Genomic DNA, 20063 nt, shown 5'->3' with positions numbered 1-20063 from the left:
TCATCGCCTGTCCGCTTCGCTGCAGTCAACTTAACTACCGATGTGGTACAAAATCGCTTCCGCCACTCCGTCTCCGTACCGTCCTGCTGCAATATACCCTTGAGGCGGCCTAATGCGGGCCTTCACCTCCTCTTCGGCGTTGCCGGGAACGGCGGCCTTGAAGCCGAAACCGCCGTCCAGCATAGAAAGATCGTTGCAGCTGTCGCCGATGACGAGCGCCTCTCCCGGAGGCACCTGGAGCATTTGGCACGCACGGAACAGCACCGGTCCTTTGCCGACCGTCGAGTGACGGATGGACACTCCCGCGACGTTGCGCACGGTGTAATACGGCAGCCCGCTTTGGCGCAGCCAATCGGCCAGTACCGCCTCACCCGCCCTCGCTGAATCGGCATTGCTGAACAGCACCTCTACGAAGCCTCTCGCCTCTTCCTTCGCCCCTTCACATCTCCGCGAGGCAGCGTCAACTTCGGCCAGCTTGCCCTCCAGTAGGGAGGCAACCGCAGGCACAATGTCGGCGAACCTGGATCGCTCCGCCCGTTCGACTGCTTCATTCCACTCGGTCTCAGGCACATAGTCACCATGCTCATCCAAATAGTGGATCAGACGCTCCTCCGATATAATGAGCTGGGGCCAGCCTTCTTGCTCCGGTACAATCCCTTCTCGCCTCAGCAATTCGAGAATGAACGGCAAATCCCGCCCTGTTACAATGGCTGCCAGCTTACTACGGCCAACCGCTTGACGCAGTGCGTCCACCCCGGCAGGCAAAAATCCATATTTGTCGCTAGTGCCCCCAAGCAACGTTCCGTCCAAGTCCACTGCAATCAGCCTCATGCTCCCTTCGGGTCTCCTTTCAATCCAATCAGGTAATTCCCCACCGCCACGGCATACTTGAGTCCCTCAAGCCGCAAAGCGTTCGGCAGGAACCGAATCGCTTGATGTGTCTCATAAGTCAAGTCCCCTTCGTACTGAATATCATGAAGAGCACTCATGACCGCAGGCCAGTCGACAGAGCCCTGGTAGGGCAGTAAATGCTGATCGTGCAGCCCGTCATTGTCGTTAATATGCGTAGCCTTAAGCCGTTTTCCCAGCTTGCGGATTTCGTTAGGATGTATCCCCTGCTCATGAGCGTGGCCGGTGTCCAGGCAAGCTCCGACCAACGGATGATCGAGCGTGTCGATCAGCTCCACAAGCTCATCCAGCAATGCACAGTAGGTCCGGCGTGCCGTATGCGGGCGGGCTGCCCGGTCATAGAAGTTTTCTAGCGCAATGCCGACGCCCGTCTGTTCCATCACAGGAAACAGCTGCCGGAAAAACTTCACGTTAAACTCCTTCACCTCGCCGTACGATTCCCCATTCCCGGAAATAGCGCTCGCATGCAGCACGACCCACGGCACTCCAAGAATCGATGCTGTTCTAAGCGATCTTTTCGCCATATCCAGGAACGATTCGGCATTCAGTCCCAGCACCATCTCCTGAAACGAACGCCCATGAACCGGCCCGTGCATCTGGGTGAACGGCAGTCCGCTCTCGTCCGCTGCTGCGCGAATGCGGTGCGCCCACGCCTCCTCCTCTTCCCACGATTTGGCCAACACGTCCTTCTGGTGATCCCAGTAGTTGAAATCGAGTGCTCGGAAGCCCGCCTCCTTGCATACGGGTATCGCCTGCTCATAATCGGTTCCGAACACGTTTAACGATGTAGAAATATTCATTCTGAATGTATCCTCCTGAATTGAATCATTTGGTTCCTTGGGATTTAATATATCGTGTGATCTCTTCCTCCGCGTCCCGCAGGGCGGTATTGACATCCTTCTTGTCCCCGATGTAATCCAGGAATGTTTTTTTCAAAATCTCATTTCCTTTGGAATGGTGCATCGAGAACGGCGGGGCATATGCAGGGCTGCTTTTGAAAATCCCCTGCAAATTTTTCCCCTTCAGCATCGGCAGACCGATTCCGAACTGCTTGCGGATTTCCGGATTGGTCAATGCGGACAGCTTGCCCATCGTGGAGCTCAAGGTTTGAACCTCATCGGACAAGAACACCTCGATGGCCTTCATCGCCTCATCCTTATGCTTGCTCGTGCTCGTCATCATGACGATATTCAGGTCGTACATGCCGTACGTATTCGGCTTCTCCTTGTAGCTGGGGAATTGGACCATGTCCCAGTTCAAGTCCGGCGTCTTCTCCAGCTGGTCGAACAGGTTGACCGTCCCTACCATCGCGAGCGTTTTCTCCTTCGTAAACCGTCCGGTGCTAAGCTTGCCCGGATTATCCGGAATCGAGTACAGCTGCTTGCCCAGCTCGAACGCTTTCTTGTAAGCATCGCTGTTCACCAGCACCTTGTCGGTCTTGCCATCCACAGGGACAAGCGACAGCGGGTACGTAAACCTCGACAGCGTATCGGTATCGAATCCGCTGTACTGCACCCCGTCCTGCATGCGGGACATTTTGCGCGTAAGCTCAACCGTATCCTCCCATGTCATGCCGTCCTTCGGATAAGGAACTCCGAACTTGTCGAACAGATCTTTGTTGTAATAGAGCGCGTAAAACTGGATTTGGTACGGGACCCCGTAAATCTCGCCTTTGTCCGACAGCTCCTTGATCGTTTCCATCGCTTTCGGATCGAACCGGCCGAAGTCGAAGCCGGCCTTGCGGGCATGCGGAGTCATGTCTTCGAAAATGCCGTATTGCTTGTTGCTGTTAACACTGCCGTTCCACATGAGAATCAAATCCATATCCTCTTTGGCGGCAATGGTGCTTTCGAACTGCGTCGAATTTTTGCTCAGCAGCTCGACCGTGATGTAAGGGTATTTCTTCTTCACAGGCTCCGCGATCAGCTTTTTGAAGTCGGACTCCGACATCGGATTGTACGCAAACAGCTTCAGCGTCACCGGGTCAGGGTCTTTGACCTTCGGCTTGCCTCCTCCCTCTTGTGAGACGTTGTTCGGGGCTCCACACGCTGTCAAGGCCAGCAGGGTCATTACGGTTCCACAAACGAATGCGAGCTTTGTTTTCATGAACCGGGCTCCTCTTTCCAGTATTTAGCTTCTGGACCTATTATCCAACAGCCTTACGGTATTTAGGAATATCAAACGGTAGTCTGTTTTTTGGCAATTCGTAGGGATCGGTTTGAAATCGGCATTAGTATTTATGGAATAGAGCCATTATATTTTGTTTTTGTAAAGACCCTTTCGAAAACGGAAAAAGTACGCTATGATGTAAATATTAAGCGCTTACATAATAAGCCAATTCAGAACGGCAGGTGACCTCCATGCAAGAATATGCGCATGAATACGCCGAAAGGTGGATTCACGAGACCGATTCCTTCGATAAGAACAGCGGGCTATACCTGCTGCATATGGGGCATAACATCGCTAAGCCGAATTACAGCCACGGTCCGCGCCAGACCGGGCATTACACTATACATTTTGTGAGGGAAGGACGGCTGCAGTTTCTGTATGGAGGCAACGAGGTCGTGCTCGGCAAAGGAGATATGTTCTGCAAATTTCCCAACACGACCTACACGTATCGGCTTGCGCCGTCCGATTCCAAGCTGAGAATGATCTGGTTCGCCTTTAACGGCAGCCAAGTCCCCGAATTGATGGCCATGGTCGGGTTCACCCATGACAATACATACCAGCGCAAAGTCGTCGATCCGGATCTCGAATCGGTCTTCCACCAAATGATTCAACTACCCAAAAACTTGGGCAGAAAGCAGCTCATTCAATGGAATAGCTATATGTTCCGCATCTTTGCCAAGCTATTGCCGGAGCAAGAACAGACAGCCGCGCCGCGCTCACCGGACTTCTGGCTGAGAAAGAGCCTTGACTTTATCCACACATGCTATGCGGAACAGATAACCGTGAACGATATCGCAGCCTACGTGAACATTCATCGCACCCATTTCTCCAAAACATTCACCGACCATGTCGGCATCCCTCCTGTGAAATATTTGCAAAATGTACGCCTCGACAAGGCCACTCAATTGCTAAAGGAGACATCGCTGTCGGTTACCGAGATTGCTTTGACGGTTGGTTATCCGGATTTGTTCTCGTTTACGAGGGCCTTTACAAGGCAGTTCGGGTGTTCTCCCAGCCGGGTGAGGGTGTGAGACTTCACACAAACTTAACACCGCCGCGGGGATGTCTATATTATAATGGCATGTGAAAATCTAGCAGATGGATCAAAAGGAGAGATGTACTCGATGAGTAAACTTAGACGTTCTGCCGCTGCCGCCCTGCTGTCCGCATCCCTGATGGCCCCCTTATGGAGTTACGCACCGAATGTACAAGCCGCAGAATCCGACAGAATGGTATCCTTTCTTTACTTTAACGATGGTCACGAGATAAGCCCGGTCAGTGATAAGCTTGGCACCCGTGGTGGTGTGGCTCGTATCAAAACGCTGGTGGATAGTGTGCAAGGCGAGAAAATCGTTGCCTTCGGCGGCGATTTGGGCGGAGGCACTTTGTTCGGAGGCGTATTTAAAGGATTTCCGATGGTGGAAGCGTTCAACCAAATTCCCATCGATTTGGCTAACTTCGGTCAGCATGATTTCGACGCAGGTGCCGAAAATACCAAGAAACTGGTAGAAGCCTCGAAGTTTTCCTGGATCAGCTCCAACCTGACAGGCTCTGACGGCAAGCCGTTCGGACAAGTCCCTGAATATGCGGTCATTGAAAAGCAAGGGATCCGTATCGGCGTGATCGGGCTCACCAGTGCCATGGAAACGACCACAAAGGACGGCTCCGTTCAACAGCGGGATGTGATCGAGTCGGCCAAAAAAGCCGTTGAGCAAATCAAACAGCAAAAGGTCGACATCATTATGGCTCTGACTCAAGAGCCGGTGGCCGACGATAAAGCGCTGATGGCTGCCGTTCCGGATATTCAAGTGATATTCACCGAGGAAGAAGCGGAGGAGCAAACATTTGTCCATGAAGTTGAGGCCGGGAACAAATTCATTTTCGCGCCTCAGGGCAACATGGGATCGATCGTCCATCTCCGTCTAAACAAAGCTCAGGACGGCGTGAAGCTATCGCATGAAATTTTGAAGGCCGATGAGACGGTAGCCGAGGAGGAAGCTCTAGCGAAGCTGGCCGCGGACTATCAGACGAAGCTGGATACGGAGCTCGGGAAAAAGGTCGCTGTCCTTGCGAACGATCTGCCCTACGGCGACAACCACGAATCTCGTTTCCGGGAAACGGCTATCGGCAATCTGATAGCGGATGCTTACCGCGATTACTACCATACGGATATTGCGTTCGCCAACGGCGGAGGGATCCGCGCGAGTGCAAAGAAAGGCGACTTCACTTTGAAGGACGCAAAAGCCATCCTGCCTTTCGGCAACAAGATCGTTGTGGCGGAAGTAACAGGCGATATGTTGCTTGCCGCGCTGGAGAATAGCGTAGCCGGTGTCGATCGGCTGGCGGGAGGCTTCCTGCAGGTTTCGGGTCTTACCTATGTCTACGATGCGAACAAGCCCGTTGGATCGCGAATAGTGGAAGCCTCGATCAACCGGCAGCCTATCCAAAAGGATGCCAAGTACAAAGTGGCTATGTCCAGCTTTATGTACACGGGCGGTGACAATTACACGATGTTTACCAATGCCAAAGCCCTTGTAGGCGCGAACGAAGCGCTTACTGATTTTGAGCTGCTGGCGGCGTACGCCTCCAAGCTGAAAACCGTTGACGCTAAGCCGGAAGCCCGCATAACGGTTCGAGGCTATGCGGACGTGCCTGCTTCCCACTGGGCGCAGCCGGCGATCAAGGCTTTGACGGACAAAGCCATCCTCACCTCCATTGATGAGGGCCGCTTCGCGCCTCAGGCTAGTGTAACCCGCAGGGAAGCCGGCGCTGCCATCTCCAAGCTGCTCCCGGAGGCGTCTGCATCCTCCGTCTGGACCGGATCGGGACTCGGCACGGGCGACGAATCGGCTGCTTTGTCCCGGGAGGAACTGGCGGTTGTCATCCGCTGGCTCTATGAGACGAAGACGGGTAAGCCGCTGCAAGGCGCGGCGAGCACAACCTTTGCCGACGATGCACAAATCGCCGGCGGCTTCAAACCCGCTGTAGCGGCACTGGTTCAAGCCGGCCTCGTGGAAGGCAGATCGACCGGCCAGTTCGCGCCGAAGGAAAAGGCAACCCGGGCTGAGTTCGCCCATTTGTTAGCGAAAATCCCGAGCTAAGCGCGCTAGGCTTGACATGCGACATGCCCTTTCGCCCGATTTATAGCGGAAGGGCTTTTTCTTTTTTACTATATAGTCCTGCGAGAAATAATCCCACAGTCCATAGACTTCTCTTTTTCACTAATTTAAACTTAATAAAAAGGGATATTTTCCCACACTAAATAATTGGTGGAATAGCGAGGTGAATACTAAATGGCTGTTATTATATGGATCATTGTTATTTTCTCACTATGTACGACATTATTAACAATTATCATGCTTGTCAGGGGATTACGGGATCGCAGAGAACAAAATTTGCAGCGCAAGGCCATTCTTGAGGGCGGTATCTCAGCACAAGCTGTTATTAACTCCATTCAGCAAACCAATGTGCAAGTAGACGACCAGCCGGAGGTATTACTCGATCTAACCGTCACTTTGCAGAATGACACGATACTCCATACCGTGGTAAAGACCGTCATCCCTATCATTCATATTCCTGCATTTCAAAAAGGCAATGTGATCGAAGTGAAATACATGACGATTAACAATGAGCAAAAATTTGAGGTCGTGGATGCCTACCTGCCGTAAGAAGGATTGTGCTTGGACCCGTACCCGTTCGAAGACTTTACAGCAATTCTATTATACCTCCTCGCCCTCCACCGTATTCCCCACACTCTTCTTTTAACAGGCTTTAGACAAAAACAAACAGCCTCATCCTTTGATTTCAGGATAAGGCTGCCACATATTTAGTATCGTTTCTGTCAACTATACAGGTTGAAGCTCGCTAGCAAGACCTAGTGTCCGCGCGGTTGAAGCATGAATTTCGCGGATCAGATCCGGATTTTTCAGCAAAGCCACGCCATAAGAAGGAATCATTTCTTTGATCTTCGGCTCCCATGCTTTGATATGCTGCGGGAAGCATTTATTCATGACCTCAAGCATTACGGAAACGGCGGTAGAAGCACCCGGAGAAGCGCCGAGCAATGCAGCGATCGAGCCATCCGCGGCGTTAATAACTTCCGTACCGAACTGAAGCGTTCCTTTGCCGGCAGCCGTATCTTTAATAATTTGCACGCGCTGTCCCGCTACCAGCAGATCCCAATCCTCGCTCTTGGCGTTCGGAACGAATTCACGCAGCTCTTCCATGCGCTGTTCTTTCGATAGCATTACCTGCTTGATCAGGTAGGTAGTCAAGGAAGCGTTCTTCACGCCTGCCGCCATCATCGTTACCAGGTTATGCGGTTTTACGGAAGTGACCAAATCCATCATGGAACCGAATTTCAAAAACTTCGGCGAGAAGCCGGCAAACGGCCCAAACAGCAGCGATTCTTTGTTGTCGATGAATCTTGTGTCCAGATGCGGAACCGACATGGGAGGAGCACCGACGGAAGCTTTGCCGTATACTTTGGCATGATGCTGCGCTACAACATCCGGGTTTTGACACACCATAAACAGCCCGCTTACCGGGAAGCCTCCGATTCCCTTTCCTTCAGGAATACCGGATTTTTGCAGCAAATGCAGACTTCCGCCGCCGCCGCCGATAAAGACGAACTTTGCCGTATGGCGTTCAACCGTACCGCTATGGACATCGCGTACTTTCAATTCCCACGAGCCGTCGCTCGCACGTTTAATATCGTCCACATTGCGGTTGTATTGGATATCCACATTTTTACTCTTTAAATGATCAAACAGTAATCGCGTTAAAGCACCAAAGTTGACATCCGTCCCGGATTCAATTCTGGTTGCCGCTATCGGTTTATTCAAAGAACGGTCTTTCATCATTAACGGAATCCATTCCGCCAATTTATCCGGGTCGTCGGAGAATTCCATTCCTTGGAACAGCGGATTTGCGGACATCGCTTCAAACCGTTTTTTCAAAAACTTTACATCCTGCTCCCCGTGAACAAAGCTCATATGAGGTACCGGCATAATAAAGTCCTGAGGGTTACGGATCAGCTTGCTGTCCACGAGATAAGACCAAAACTGTCTTGAAAGCTGGTACTCTTCATTTACTTTAATCGCTTTGCTTATGTCTACGGATCCGTCCGGTTTCTCGACGGTGTAGTTAAGCTCACACAAGGAAGCATGCCCCGTACCCGCATTGTTCCATTCGTTAGAGCTCTCTTCTCCTGCCGTTCCGCGTCTCTCAAACACTTTAATGTCCCATTTCGGCATCAATTCTTTCAACAATGACCCGAGAGTCGCACTCATAATTCCGGCACCAATTAAGATAACGTCTGTTCTAGTTTGTCTGTTACTCATGTTTACCGTCCCTTACACGCTATTATTTTAAGAAAAGATGTAGGCGCGCCTGCTTAGGCTCCACAGCAAGCCAGGGTACGACCTAGTTCATGCACCTTTTCCGATCAGAGTGATCGTAGTGTTTACAATGTTGATAGATTCAGATATCTACTATTATATGATAGTTAAAATTTAATTAAAAGTCGGTAAAGACTACAAAACCCTAGGAACATACAAAAACCAAGGCCTTAACCCAGCTTCTTGCGAGGTTGTAGCTTTGGTTTGCCGCTTCCAGTGAAACACCATTCTGCCTTCTTCAGCAGAATCATCAACCATGTGGAGCCACTAGTTCGGGATTGCCTATTATTTTCAATAAACCTACTCACTAACGACAATCTCAACAGCAGAAAATCAAATCGATTAGACCGCTCAATAAGCTGCTAAAACCAGGTACGGTTATAGCATTTGAGGGTTAGTACTATCATAACACAAAAATATCAAACTGTTAGCATTGATTTTTTAACATAGATGGAAAGATACAAATAAAAGCGCTATCTTTAAGCAGCTTTGTTCGAATTCGTTAATAATCTAATAAACGTCCATTATCATTCTATTGACGGTACATTTTATTTTCTCTAATGTTTGCAATGAATTTGTCCAATCTGCTCATTACTATAGATAAAATACATCCTCCTTTCTAAATTCATAAAAAAAAATGGTCTGCAATTGCATGACCATTTTTTAAAATGAGTTACTTTTTGTTGGAAATGACTTTATCAAGAAAAATATCTGCATCACTATTGAATTTCCAGGTAACTCCAAACTTATCAACCAGCATTCCAAAGCATGAAGACCAAGGAGTATTGGATAACGGCATCATAACATTGCCGCCAACGGACAAATTAGTAAAGTATTCCTTCAGTTTTTGTTTATCATCAATGACTAGACTAATCAGAACGTTATTTCCTTTCACCAATTCACCTGTTACCATCTTCATCGAAGGCAAAATATCCGACATCATGATCTTGCCTCCTGCGAATTCTATTAAAGACTCCATGATCATCTTCAACTCATTGTCTGGCAATGGATAGTCTGGATCTTGAGGAAAATCCTTAAATTTCACTTTCTTCACTTCATTTGCGTTTAAAGCCTCCGAATAAAATTCAATCACTTGCTCTGCAATTCCATCAAAGTTCAAATAGGCAATAGCCGACATAAGTCAATACCTCCTTCTTGTGATAAATGAAGTATAATACATAAAAGGTGACATCTATATGTCACCATTCATAGAATAAAGTAGGAGAAAAGAGGGCAAACATCATGGACAAGGTTGAGAGACTTATTTCTATAATCATGATATTGCTGAAAAAAGATGTCGTTTCAACAAAAGAATTCGCGCAATTATTTAACGTTTCCAAAAGAACGATTCTTCGCGATATGGAAGCACTGAGCTTATCAAACATCCCGATCTATGCTATCAATGGAGTTAATGGCGGCTACGGTATTATGGATGAATATAAGGTTGATAAACGGCTTTTAAGCAGCTCCGACTTAGAGAATATATTAACTGCGTTGAGCGGATTGGAACAAATACTATTTAGCGAAGAAGTTGAAATGACGATAAAAAAAATAGAAGCAATGGTTAGTCCATTGTCTCTGAGAAGTTCAATTCAACTGTCATTTTATGATTGGGAGGGACGGTCAGAGATTCTTCAAACCTTGAAGACATGTCAAGAATCCATAGTAATGAGAAGGTTAGTTTCATTTGATTATATAGATAAAAATGGCACTACGACGAATAGAATCGTCGAGCCATATCAGCTTCATTTTAGCGAAACGAGCTGGTATCTGAAAGCATTCTGTTTACATCGTATGAGATTTAGAACGTTCAAATTGTCTCGGGTCGATAATCTGAATATGGACGAAAACACATTTAACCCTAGAGAAAATTTGTTAGAACAAGAACGCGACGCAAGATATCAACCGGAATTAGTCGCTATTAAGGCATTGATTTCGCCCAGCGTAAAAGATCAATTCATTGAAAGGTACGGTCGAAAGAGTATTGAAACCTATAGTTCTGAATATTTATTAGCAACAATTCATGTCCCTCAAAACAGTACGGGATTTCAATTTTTAGCAAGCTTCGGTACAAATCTAGAGATCGTAGAGCCGAAAGCCTATGTTGAAGACTTTCGAAATTATTTAACTCAAATGATGGAGAAATATTCTTGAAAAGGTTATAAAAAGTGCTGATAAGAGATCAGGAATCTTCTCTTACCAGCACTTTGTTTCTACTCCGAAATCTCCTCGACCCCGGGAATCGCCTCCTGAGCGCCGAGGCGGGTCACTGCAATAGCGGAAGCCCGCTGCGCCAGATCGACCGCATCATCCATGCTTTTCCCGGCGATAATCATCGCTGCCAGCGTACCGGAGAACGTGTCTCCCGCTGCGGTGGTATCAATCGCCTCAACCTTCCGTGCTTCCTTGTACACGTTCTCCGTTCCGTTGAAGTACACGATTCCTTTCTCACCGAGTGTAATGAGCGGGTATCGGATTCCTTTATTACGCAAAATATTCAAAGCGTTAATCGCATCATCCACGCTGTGTATCTCGACATTCGTATAGAGACGGCATTCGATCTCATTCGGGGTGAAATAATCCACGCCGCGTAAAATCTCCTCATCCATCGGCATCGCCGGCGCCGGATTCAGGAAGATAGGCACTTTGCCTTTGAGCAAACGAACGGCTTCGTATACGGTCTCCATCGGTATCTCCAGCTGCAGCATCACAGCCGATGCGGATAACAGCTCCTGCTCATAGCCGCGGATACACTCCGGCGTCACGAGATTGTTAGCGCCGCCATCCAGAATGATGCTGTTGTTGCCGTTGCATACGGTGATAGCGGCGACACCTGTGGTAACGCCCGGTTCGCGCTTCAGATAGCCGGTGTGTACGCCATAACCCGCAAGCCCGTCAAGCAGGGACTGGCCGAACAGATCATCTCCGACCTTGCCCATGAACCAAGTGTCGGCGCCCATCTTGGCGCAAGCAACCGCCTGATTGGCTCCTTTGCCGCCGGGCGAGAGGAAAAAGCCTTCGCCGCGCATCGTCTCGCCAATTTCCGGCACCCGACTTGTCCGCATCACCATATCCATATTGGCGCTGCCCAATACTATGATTTTCCCCATGATTTTTACTACCTTCCTATCCTAGGAGTTGAGGACGACGATAATCTCCTAATTCTCCCTGACTCGAATATCGCTATAATAAGCTCTAGCCGCTCCTAACGTACTTACGCCGTACATCCCGTAACCCCAAGTATCGTCCGTGTGCGCCAATACTTGCTCTCCGTTCACGCTCAGTGTAATCGTATTCCCTAGAGCCGTCACCGTAACATCATACTCTTGATTCAGTTGCCAATCATAGCTGCCCGAGGCAAGCTTCTTAAAGCCAAAGTCGTTGATATAAATCGCGACTTGCCCCTTTCCGTCGAAGCCCGCGTGATAGCCGCGCATAGCTCCTTGCGCACGGATCGCAACCAGATGCGAATCCCCGATTTGCGGATTGATCTTCACCGATACCGAATAGTCGCGCGAGAAATAATTGCCCGTATACGCCTCGCTCGGCTCGGCGGTCATCAGATACATGCTGCCGTCGACCAGGCTCCAAGCACCATGGTTATGGGCAAATGGCGTAACGCAGCCGAAATCCGACGATTGCTTACCGAAATCGATGGAATAGTCTGCTTTGCCGTAAATGCGGAACTCGTCGATGAAGACGCGGCCCAAGCTTTTCGGTTTGCGGGTCGAATAGGCTTCGAGCACGATGCCGACCTCGTCGATAAGCTCGCCTTCGGAATCCGGGATCTCGAATTCGACATGAATCCATTCCTGATCCACGAGCTTGACGTAACCTTGTACAAGCTCTTTTTTGCTCTTGGCGAGACGTACATAAGGTGCGATACCCATTGTTTCATTCCCGCCCCATTGGTCGAGGAACATATTCATCGATACTTTTTGGCCGGAATAAGCTCTTGGAGCAAAGGTCGGCGAATACCGCTCGTCGCTGAAATCCGCGCGGGTATAGAACGGCTTGTAGAACACCTTGGACTTCTCGCCGCGGGTCATGCGGTCGAAGATCACTTCAAGGGAGCCGGTTCCCTTGAACGCTTTTTCCGTGGAGTGACGGGCTTGGCAGAAAAACGGATCGGACACGCGAAGATTATGCGTCGATCCCGGCAGCTCGAAGTCGAAGTAGATTTCCTGCTCCTTGAAGCTGTCTGTGAGCTCTTGCGGGCAAGGCTCTTTCGCGAGACGGTAGCCCAGAATAGCAAGCTCCTTCGCGTACGTAGGAATATCCAGAATGTTCAGGTAGCCGGAAATACCGGACATGACGATCGAATCGTTGATCGGCTTGCGATACTTGTCCGCAATACCTTCCAGACCGCAAGCTACGCCGAGCACGGTGCCGACGTTCCCTGCGTTGCAGTCGGTATCCCAGCCGCACATGGTGGCAATTTCAACAGTCCGGTTGAAGTCGCCTTGACCATAAATCATGGCCAGTACGCAGACGCCTGCGTTAGGGATGATGTGGCAAACGCCTTTATATTTGTCGTAGCCCCAATCTTTCTCCAGCATATCGCGGCAGGCGCGGAAATCGTCCGGATGCTCGGCATGGAAAGCCAGTACGGCTCTTGCCACCTGCGTGTACAGCGAATCGGGAGGCAGCTGCCCGAGTCCCGCTTCGATAATTTCGTTGATGTCCGACGTTTCGAACGCTTTGGCAATCGCCGCGCAGAAGAATCTCGCACCCAGGACACCTTCGCCGTCGTGAGACACGCGTGCCGCCGCTTCGCCGAAATCGGCCGCTTTTTTAGGATTGCATGGATTCACGAGCCCCCATGTATCGATAAAAATTTGCCCGCCGATCTGCTCGGCGATAATCAAGCCGTTTTGCTCGATGGAGCCCGATTGCGGAGCCGGGATGCCATTTTTCAAGTTGATAAACGCGGTATGCTCGGTGCTGACGCCATAACCGCCCCACCAGAACATGCCGATGCCTTCACGGGCATAGTTCAGCCAAGCGCGCGCTACATCGTTCGGAGTAATATCCCGGTCGACCGCGTCGTCATAGAGCGCGCGCAAGAAATAGTACGGACCGTTCGCATCGTCGTCAGCCGCGAAGTTTTTGAATTCCTTGACATAATCGGTGATTTCGCCGTAGGTGTTTTTTATTCTCTCATAAGTCCAGATTGTCGGCTCAACCGGAGCGCCAATCCTTATGCCAATATTCATGCCCAAGTAACCGGAGTAAACTTTTTCCAGATAATTCGATGGAATCATTGCATGTGCACCGCCTTTATTGTATTGAACGAAGCTGTTGCTGCCTGCGTTCGCTGAATTCCAGGTCTTCCTTAAGTATCGCTGCCGCCGCTTCGATGAATCGGCTGCACTGTGTCTCCATATCCTGCTTGTTCGCCTCTTCAAGAGTGGAGATTTCATCGGCAGGTATGGCTGCTACGCCTTGCATCGCTCCCAAGATAGCTCCGATCATGACGCCGATAGAGTCCGTGTCGCGTCCGGAGCTGACGCCGTCCTTGACCGCTTCGAGCAAATCTCCGTCATGCAGCACGATGTAAGCAAGCGCCATCGGCAGCTCCTCGATGGAGAACAACCGGCTCGGCGTGTAATGGTTCGACGGAATGCCGAGCTTATCCATGCTGCGGTTCACATCGTCACCCATCGGCGAATAGCGGGCTATCGCTTCATGGAACGCCTGCACGACACGATCCCGTTCCTGCTTCGCGGGACGCAGCTCCATCGCCTTCTCGCAAAGGTCTTGAATCGCCCGTTTCGTACCGTCCTTCGCATAGCGAAGCGCAGTATCCACGATGTCCTGCACGGTAACGCCCGGCTCGAACGCCTTGGCAACGCAGCAAGCCAGCACTCCCGCCGCTTCCAGCCCATAGCTGATCTGATGGCCGGAGGCGAACAAGATCGCTTCATCGTACGCAGCCTTCGGATTGCACGCGTTGACAACTCCTACCGGAGCAATATACATTGCCGCTCCGCAGTTGACCATATTGCCATATCCGCCTTCGCGCGGCTCGCAATTCGCCAGCACATGGCGGTTAAAAATATGCTTCTCCGGGTAAAACAACCGGTCCAGAATCAAAGCCTCCCGCCCGAGCTCCGGAATATACCGGGGGCGGAAGCCGATTTCCTTCACAAATTCATTCGCCATATCGTAGGCGTCCAGATGGCGGCGCTCGGTGCAGTACACGTTCATTAGAGCCAGCGTCATCAGCGTATCGTCGGTAATGATGCCTTGCCCCCGCATTCTCCCGAGCCGTGCGGTTTCCGGCCAATCCGCCTTCCACCATTTCGTTCTCGTCGTCTCCACCCGGCCGTACTTTTCCTTGATCTGGCTGTAGGTCATTTTCTCCACAACCGCGCCCATCGCATCGCCGAACGCCGTACCGAAGACGACCCCTTTCACCCGATCCGCAAACGAAATCATGCCGACCTTCTCCCCTTTCGTATCCGGAGCGCGATACTGCGAATCTGCCCTGTCCGGGAATCTAATGTTACCAATCCAAATCCCGAATCCTGACAGACACCTTGCGTCCGCGCTCCGATCAGTCTCCTTACTTGATCGTTTTGTTAGCGTATTCGGTAATTTCTTTACCTCCCGCCGCGTTCCAATCCTGCACGAATTTATCGAAATCGGCGCTCGTTTTCTTGCCTGTCACCATGTTGGCTGCGAATTCCTTGTACAGCGCGTTACATGCATCCCATTTGGCCGCCAGATCGGAAGGGATAATGAAGCTGTTGTCTTTGGTAGAGAGTGAAGCCATCATTTCCAGCGACTTCGCAGCCGGCTCGGATAAGTAAGGCGTCGACGGATCGAATTCTTTGTCCGGCTTGAAATTCACGGTCGATTCGACGAAACGCGGATACCATTCGGCGGACTTGGCCGTCAGCTTGATTTTGTTGTTCTCGACCAGATAAGTGTCTCCCTCGACGCCGAGCTTATCCAGCATTTGCCCCTTGGGACTGGCCAGGAATTCCAGCACGGCGAACGCCGTCTCTTTGTTCTTGGACGTTTTGCTGATCGCGAAGCCGCGGCTTTCCTTGCTCACGTCAATCGGCGTATAGCCTTGGCCTTTTCCTTTGGCAGGCGGCAATGGCGTAATTTTGGCATTCGCACCGTTCTGGGACGTCGCTTTCGCATTATAAAGGTCAATAACTTTGCCCTGCGTACCGGCGATAACCGCCGATTGGCCGTCGTAGAACGCTTTTTCCTTCGTATCCCATTTCTTGGTCAGAAATTCCGGATCGAGCAAGCCTTCCTTATACAGCTTCGCGTAAAATTCCAGCTTTTCTTTCTCAAACGATGTCGTTTTGCCGAAAGCGTACTTGCCGTCGGAGCCTTTGAGCCAAGTGGACGTCAGGCCGAATGCTTGACCGAACGTCGCATCGAGCTCGTCGAGCGTGCCCGCGGTCGTATAGGCGAACTTGGCGCCGTTCTTTTCCTTCACTTCCTTGAAGAAATTATAGTAGTTGTCGATAGTAGGGTTCGCGAGCAGGTCTTTGCCGGATGCCGTTTTGTTCAGCCAATCCTGGCGGACAACCGGAATCGAGCTGCTGGTCGGCGACAACCAGACGAGATACGGATAGTTCTTCGTTCTCTCTTTGTTGAAAGGGTTCATCGATGCTTTTACGTGAGTGGATTTATCGATATAAGGAGTCAAATCCTCGAGAATTTTTTGAGTCATCGCGAACTGAAGGTCTCCGCCCTGGAAATAGATCAAATCCGGGATATTGCCGCTTTGCAGCAAAAGACCGAGCTTCTCGGAGTACGTGCCGGACTGCACCGGAACAAGCTGCAGCTTTACGTTTTTGCCCTCGGCCTTCAACCCTTCCTCGATGCCCTTGAGCAGCTTGTCGTCGGCCGCCAGATCCTTGTCGACAATCGTGATCGTTACGGGCTGGCCGGACGCTCCCGCCGCCGCATTATCCGCAGGAGCTTTCGTATCGCCGGAGCTGCAGGCGGTTGTTGCCGCCATTAAGCCGGCTGCCATCAGGGTAAACATTTTTCTCATTTCTGTTACCTCCCCAGTTTTCAATGGAATTATTCTTTGACGCCGCCATCCATGACCCCTTTGGTGTAATACTTCAGGATGATCGGATAGAGCATGAGAATCGGTATCATCGCAATGACGATTGTAGCCGCTTTCAGCGATGAGAAATCGAGCTGAGCTATATTGTTGTTTTTCAGCAGATCGGTGACGCCTACTAGCGCAGTCGTATCTCTTTCGACGACAAACTGCCTCAGGAGCACCTGCAGCACTGTGTTTTCACGGCTGGACAGGAAAATACTCGATTTGAAAAACTCGTTCCACTTCGTAATCGCATAAAACATGCCTATAGTCAGCAGAGGAATTCGCGCCAGCGGCATAACGATCCGCATGAACAGGGTCATATGCCCCGCCCCGTCGATTTTGGCCGCTTCGATCAGAGAATCCGGAATTTCCTCGAGAAAACGCATCATAATGATCAGGTAGTACACGTTAATCATCCGGTACAGCACCATCGCCCACAAGCTGTCGAGCAAATGCAAATCCTTGATGACCATATACTCTTGAACGATCCCAGGCTCGAAGATCATGATGATAATTAGAAAAATCATGATGGGTGTTTTGCCGATCAGGTTTTTGCGGGTCAGTACATAAGCGGCAATCGTCGTAAAAAAGATGCTCAAGCAAGTACCCACAATCGTAATAAACAACGAGTTGAGCAGCGCCCTGCCTACGATCGGATTGCTCAGAACCACTTGAAAGTTAATAAGACTGAAGCCTCTCGGCCATATTTCATAGCCATGCAGCAAATGAACTTTGTCAGGGTGCGATAACGCTCTGGCGAACAAGTTCACGATCGGCACGAACATCGTTAATGTAAGAACCGACAGAATGAGCGCGATAATCCCTTTGGAAAGGGTTAGCTTTCTTTCCGGCATGAACCGACCACCTCCTTACCATGCCCCTTTGGAAGTTAATTTTTTCGAAATAAAATGCGTCGACAGCACAAGGATGACCCCGATCAAGCTCTTGAACAAATTGGCCGCCGTCGCAAACGAATATTGCCCGTTAATCAAACCGACGCGATACACATACGTATCGATAATATCGATGTGGCTGTTGACGGAATCGTTAGTGAAGTTAAGCACCTGATCCAGTCCGGCGTTCATGATGAATCCGACATTGAGAATAAAAATAGTAACCATCGGTACGTACAAATGCGGTAATACGATTCGTGTAACGATATGCCACCGGCTTGCTCCGTCCACGTATGCGGCTTCGTATAGGCTAGGGCTAACCCCCATGATCGCCGCAAGGAAAATAATCGAGTCCCACCCGATGCTCCGCCAAGCCTCGCTCGCAAGCAGCACCCACCGGATGCTGTCTTTATCCGTCAGAAAATCTTTGGCCGGCAAGCCAAGCGCTTTCACGAATTCGTTGACCGCTCCCGTGGAAGGCGACAAAAATTCGAACCAGATTCCCGCAATAACGACCCAGGACAGAAAATGCGGCAGGTACGATACGATCTGCACCGCTTTGCGGAATTTCCCGTTGGCAAACTCATTGAGCATCAATGCGAATAAGATCGGGATAGGGAAAATAAGAAACATTTTCATGGCGCTAATAATTAATGTGTTCTGCAATACGTTGACGAATACCGGAGTACTGAACAGCTCCTTAAAATATTTGAGTCCGACATACTCGTGATCGCCCAATATCCGGTAATCGTAAAAGGCCAGCTTCATGCCGATAATCGGCAGCACGTGGAAAATGATAAAGTATGCCATGCAGGGCAGCAGCATGAGATACAGCACTCTATCCGACCACATTCTTTTAATCAGCGAATTGGCTTTCATTGTACACCTCCTGATGCCTCGTTCACAGGTTCAGCTCCAGCTCCATAAGCGGCGCGTGCTGCTGGGCTCCGTACACATCCCGATCCAGAAACGTGCCGGAGGAAACCTTCCTTGCGAACGTAATTTTAAACCCGAGCGCCTGATCGAAAAACACGATATGCATAATATGGTCTTCTTTGATGTTATACAGCCGGGCAATCAATGATTTATTGATAAGTCCGTGTTCCTTGATCTTGTAATACACGGAGGGCTCGGTAAACAGAACATCCACCGTAATCTCAAAAGGCCCGCTGTTTTTGCTTCGCAAAACGGTTGCTGCGTCATATAGCTTCATGGCTGCACCTCGATATATTCGATAGGAAACATTTCCAGCCCGTTGGAAACCTCCATCAAGTGATACACGGAAAACTCGTACACCGCGCCGAACGGCACATCGCTTGGAGCGAACGGGAACGCCAGATTGCCGGCAGTCGCTTTACGGCCCTCGTAGCCGTAATGCAGGAAAGTCGATCTCACCGAGCTGCAGACGGCGTTCGCGAGCTCCTGCGTCTTCGCTACGACTTCGAACACAACGCCCAATTCGTGACCCGGCGTACGCTGCGGCTCCAAGTCTCCCAGTACGCCGTTCAAGCCGTAATTAATGAAATGAATGCTGTAATCCTCCGGCGGTATTTCACTGTAATAGTCCCTGACCTGCTGCTTGACGAGCTCCTCCACCTGCTCGATGCGTTGAATCAGCAGCGGATCGCGCACTCCGGCGACGACGAATGTCCGATAGGCGACCTTCATGGCACCTTCCAGCTTGATCTTGTACACCGGCGTCTCGGCTATTTTGCTGCCACGCACTTCCACGCTGCCGTCCCCGAGCTCTGTAAAAACGCACTGCTCCAGGTCAAGCACTAATCCCGGCCCGTGCAAAATATACGGGTGATCCTTCTCGTAAAACGTATGCGCGGCGACCGAAACCGCCGTACATTTGCGGGCGTCGTTCAGAGGCTGGACGATGAAAGAGTCCTGCTTGAGCGTGCCTAGCATACTGTCTTTCGTTGTTCCGGGTTCGGCCGACAATGCGGCGCACTCCAATATTTTGCCCAAATGGTAGGCAAGCGCCGTATCGTAGCCATGGTACATCGCGACCGCAGCGAACGGCGACGGATCATAGGCGCGCCCGCAAAGGATAATGTCGGCTCCCGCTTCAAGCGCCTCGATGATCGGCTCATGCCCCATTTGCGCGACGATGCTGCCGGTGGCCGCAAGCCTTTCTCCGGTAAGCGGTGCCACAGATAAGCCGAGCGGCTCGCATTGACCGGCAGCCAGCTTCGCTTCCACCACCTCATGGGGGATATCCGCCCATATCGTCGCTATCTTGACGCCGCCGATTCCGTGCTCCCGCAAAATATCCATGATGATTGCCTTCGTCCATTCCACGTGGACCTTGGCGCCGCTGCCTCCGGCTGATCCGATGATGATCGGAATGCCGGCCTTCGTACCCTCGGTGATAATGATCTCGAGGTCTTTTTTGCAAGCCTGCCTGCTGACAATCGCCGTGCCGGCGCCGAGCTTGTGAGGTCCTGCATCGGTAGAGCCTGCGTCCACTACGATCGCATCCGGCTGATGAGCCATTCCATTCATGAAGGACGCTTTCGGAAATCCGTAGCCCAGCATCCCGCAAGGGGCCAGTATTTTGAATTGTTGTTGTGTCATATGCACCCTCCGTTATCCCAAGCA

The 20063-nt window shown here is 50.6% G+C and carries 17 protein-coding genes; 4 read left to right on the top strand and 13 right to left on the bottom strand.

The features are described from left to right. Positions 1-30: 30 nt before the first annotated feature. From ACFQ88_RS20780 to ACFQ88_RS20770, 3 genes are read right to left on the bottom strand one after another with little or no spacing between them, the layout of a single operon-like run. Positions 31-831, bottom strand: coding sequence for an HAD family hydrolase (locus tag ACFQ88_RS20780; protein ID WP_379456254.1), 801 nt, complete (start codon positions 829-831; stop codon positions 31-33). After that, positions 828-1709: a sugar phosphate isomerase/epimerase family protein gene (locus ACFQ88_RS20775; protein ID WP_379456252.1), complete on the bottom strand. Its 882-nt coding sequence runs from the start codon at positions 1707-1709 to the stop codon at positions 828-830. Before ACFQ88_RS20775 ends, ACFQ88_RS20780 begins: the two co-directional genes overlap by 4 nt. Positions 1710-1734: 25 nt before the next feature. Then, positions 1735-3015 carry an ABC transporter substrate-binding protein gene (locus ACFQ88_RS20770; protein WP_379456250.1) on the bottom strand — a complete coding sequence of 427 codons (1281 nt, stop codon included), beginning with the start codon at positions 3013-3015 and terminating at the stop codon, positions 1735-1737. A gap of 254 nt (positions 3016-3269) precedes the next feature. Here ACFQ88_RS20770 and ACFQ88_RS20765 point away from each other — a divergent pair, with 254 nt between their 5' ends. From ACFQ88_RS20765 to ACFQ88_RS20755, 3 genes are all read left to right on the top strand, one after another. Further along, positions 3270-4109, top strand: coding sequence for an AraC family transcriptional regulator (locus ACFQ88_RS20765; protein ID WP_379456248.1), 840 nt, complete (start codon positions 3270-3272; stop codon positions 4107-4109). 93 nt (positions 4110-4202) lie between these two features. Further along, the gene (locus ACFQ88_RS20760) at positions 4203-6179 is read left to right on the top strand and encodes a 5'-nucleotidase C-terminal domain-containing protein (RefSeq protein WP_379456246.1); all 1977 of its coding nucleotides are present in this window, start codon (positions 4203-4205) and stop codon (positions 6177-6179) included. A 192-nt stretch (positions 6180-6371) separates the two neighbouring features. Next, on the top strand, positions 6372-6746 hold the full coding sequence (locus ACFQ88_RS20755) for a hypothetical protein (protein WP_379456244.1): 375 nt from the start codon (positions 6372-6374) through the stop codon (positions 6744-6746). A 177-nt stretch (positions 6747-6923) separates the two neighbouring features. Here the strand turns inward: ACFQ88_RS20755 and ACFQ88_RS20750 are convergent, their stop codons facing one another. Together ACFQ88_RS20750 and ACFQ88_RS20745 are read right to left on the bottom strand one after the other, a co-directional pair. Next, on the bottom strand, positions 6924-8420 hold the full coding sequence (locus ACFQ88_RS20750) for a malate:quinone oxidoreductase (protein WP_239631750.1): 1497 nt from the start codon (positions 8418-8420) through the stop codon (positions 6924-6926). A gap of 730 nt (positions 8421-9150) precedes the next feature. After that, on the bottom strand, positions 9151-9615 hold the full coding sequence (locus tag ACFQ88_RS20745; protein ID WP_379456241.1) for a VOC family protein: 465 nt from the start codon (positions 9613-9615) through the stop codon (positions 9151-9153). A gap of 104 nt (positions 9616-9719) precedes the next feature. Between ACFQ88_RS20745 and ACFQ88_RS20740 the strand changes: the two genes are divergently transcribed. Beyond that, on the top strand, positions 9720-10631 hold the full coding sequence (locus ACFQ88_RS20740) for a helix-turn-helix transcriptional regulator (RefSeq protein WP_379456238.1): 912 nt from the start codon (positions 9720-9722) through the stop codon (positions 10629-10631). Between the two features lie 59 nt (positions 10632-10690). Here ACFQ88_RS20740 and rbsK read toward each other — a convergent pair whose 3' ends face one another. The 8 genes from rbsK to ACFQ88_RS20700 form a co-directional block, all read right to left on the bottom strand. Then, positions 10691-11587 carry a ribokinase gene (rbsK, locus tag ACFQ88_RS20735; protein WP_379456236.1) on the bottom strand — a complete coding sequence of 299 codons (897 nt, stop codon included), beginning with the start codon at positions 11585-11587 and terminating at the stop codon, positions 10691-10693. A gap of 48 nt (positions 11588-11635) precedes the next feature. Continuing rightward, complete coding sequence (locus tag ACFQ88_RS20730) at positions 11636-13741, bottom strand: ADP-ribosylglycohydrolase family protein (protein ID WP_379456234.1); 2106 nt, start codon at positions 13739-13741, stop codon at positions 11636-11638. A 16-nt stretch (positions 13742-13757) separates the two neighbouring features. Beyond that, complete coding sequence (locus ACFQ88_RS20725; protein WP_379456232.1) at positions 13758-14918, bottom strand: ADP-ribosylglycohydrolase family protein; 1161 nt, start codon at positions 14916-14918, stop codon at positions 13758-13760. Positions 14919-15045: 127 nt separating this feature from the next. Next, on the bottom strand, positions 15046-16503 hold the full coding sequence (locus ACFQ88_RS20720) for an extracellular solute-binding protein (protein WP_379456230.1): 1458 nt from the start codon (positions 16501-16503) through the stop codon (positions 15046-15048). A 29-nt stretch (positions 16504-16532) separates the two neighbouring features. Beyond that, complete coding sequence (locus ACFQ88_RS20715; RefSeq protein ID WP_379456228.1) at positions 16533-17417, bottom strand: carbohydrate ABC transporter permease; 885 nt, start codon at positions 17415-17417, stop codon at positions 16533-16535. A gap of 15 nt (positions 17418-17432) precedes the next feature. Beyond that, on the bottom strand, positions 17433-18335 hold the full coding sequence (locus ACFQ88_RS20710; protein ID WP_239631733.1) for an ABC transporter permease: 903 nt from the start codon (positions 18333-18335) through the stop codon (positions 17433-17435). Between the two features lie 22 nt (positions 18336-18357). After that, complete coding sequence (locus ACFQ88_RS20705; RefSeq protein ID WP_379456226.1) at positions 18358-18669, bottom strand: DUF4387 domain-containing protein; 312 nt, start codon at positions 18667-18669, stop codon at positions 18358-18360. After that, positions 18666-20039, bottom strand: a complete 1374-nt coding sequence (locus tag ACFQ88_RS20700; RefSeq protein WP_379456224.1) for an acyclic terpene utilization AtuA family protein — start codon at positions 20037-20039, stop codon at positions 18666-18668. The genes ACFQ88_RS20705 and ACFQ88_RS20700 overlap by 4 nt, the downstream gene beginning before the upstream one ends. Between the last annotated feature and the right edge of the window lie 24 nt (positions 20040-20063).

Source organism: Paenibacillus sp. NPDC056579 (assembly GCF_042793215.1).
Lineage (GTDB): Bacteria > Bacillota > Bacilli > Paenibacillales > NBRC-103111 > Paenibacillus_S.
The sequence above is the reverse complement of the archived record's forward strand: the minus strand, read 5'-3'. Positions and strand labels throughout refer to the sequence as shown.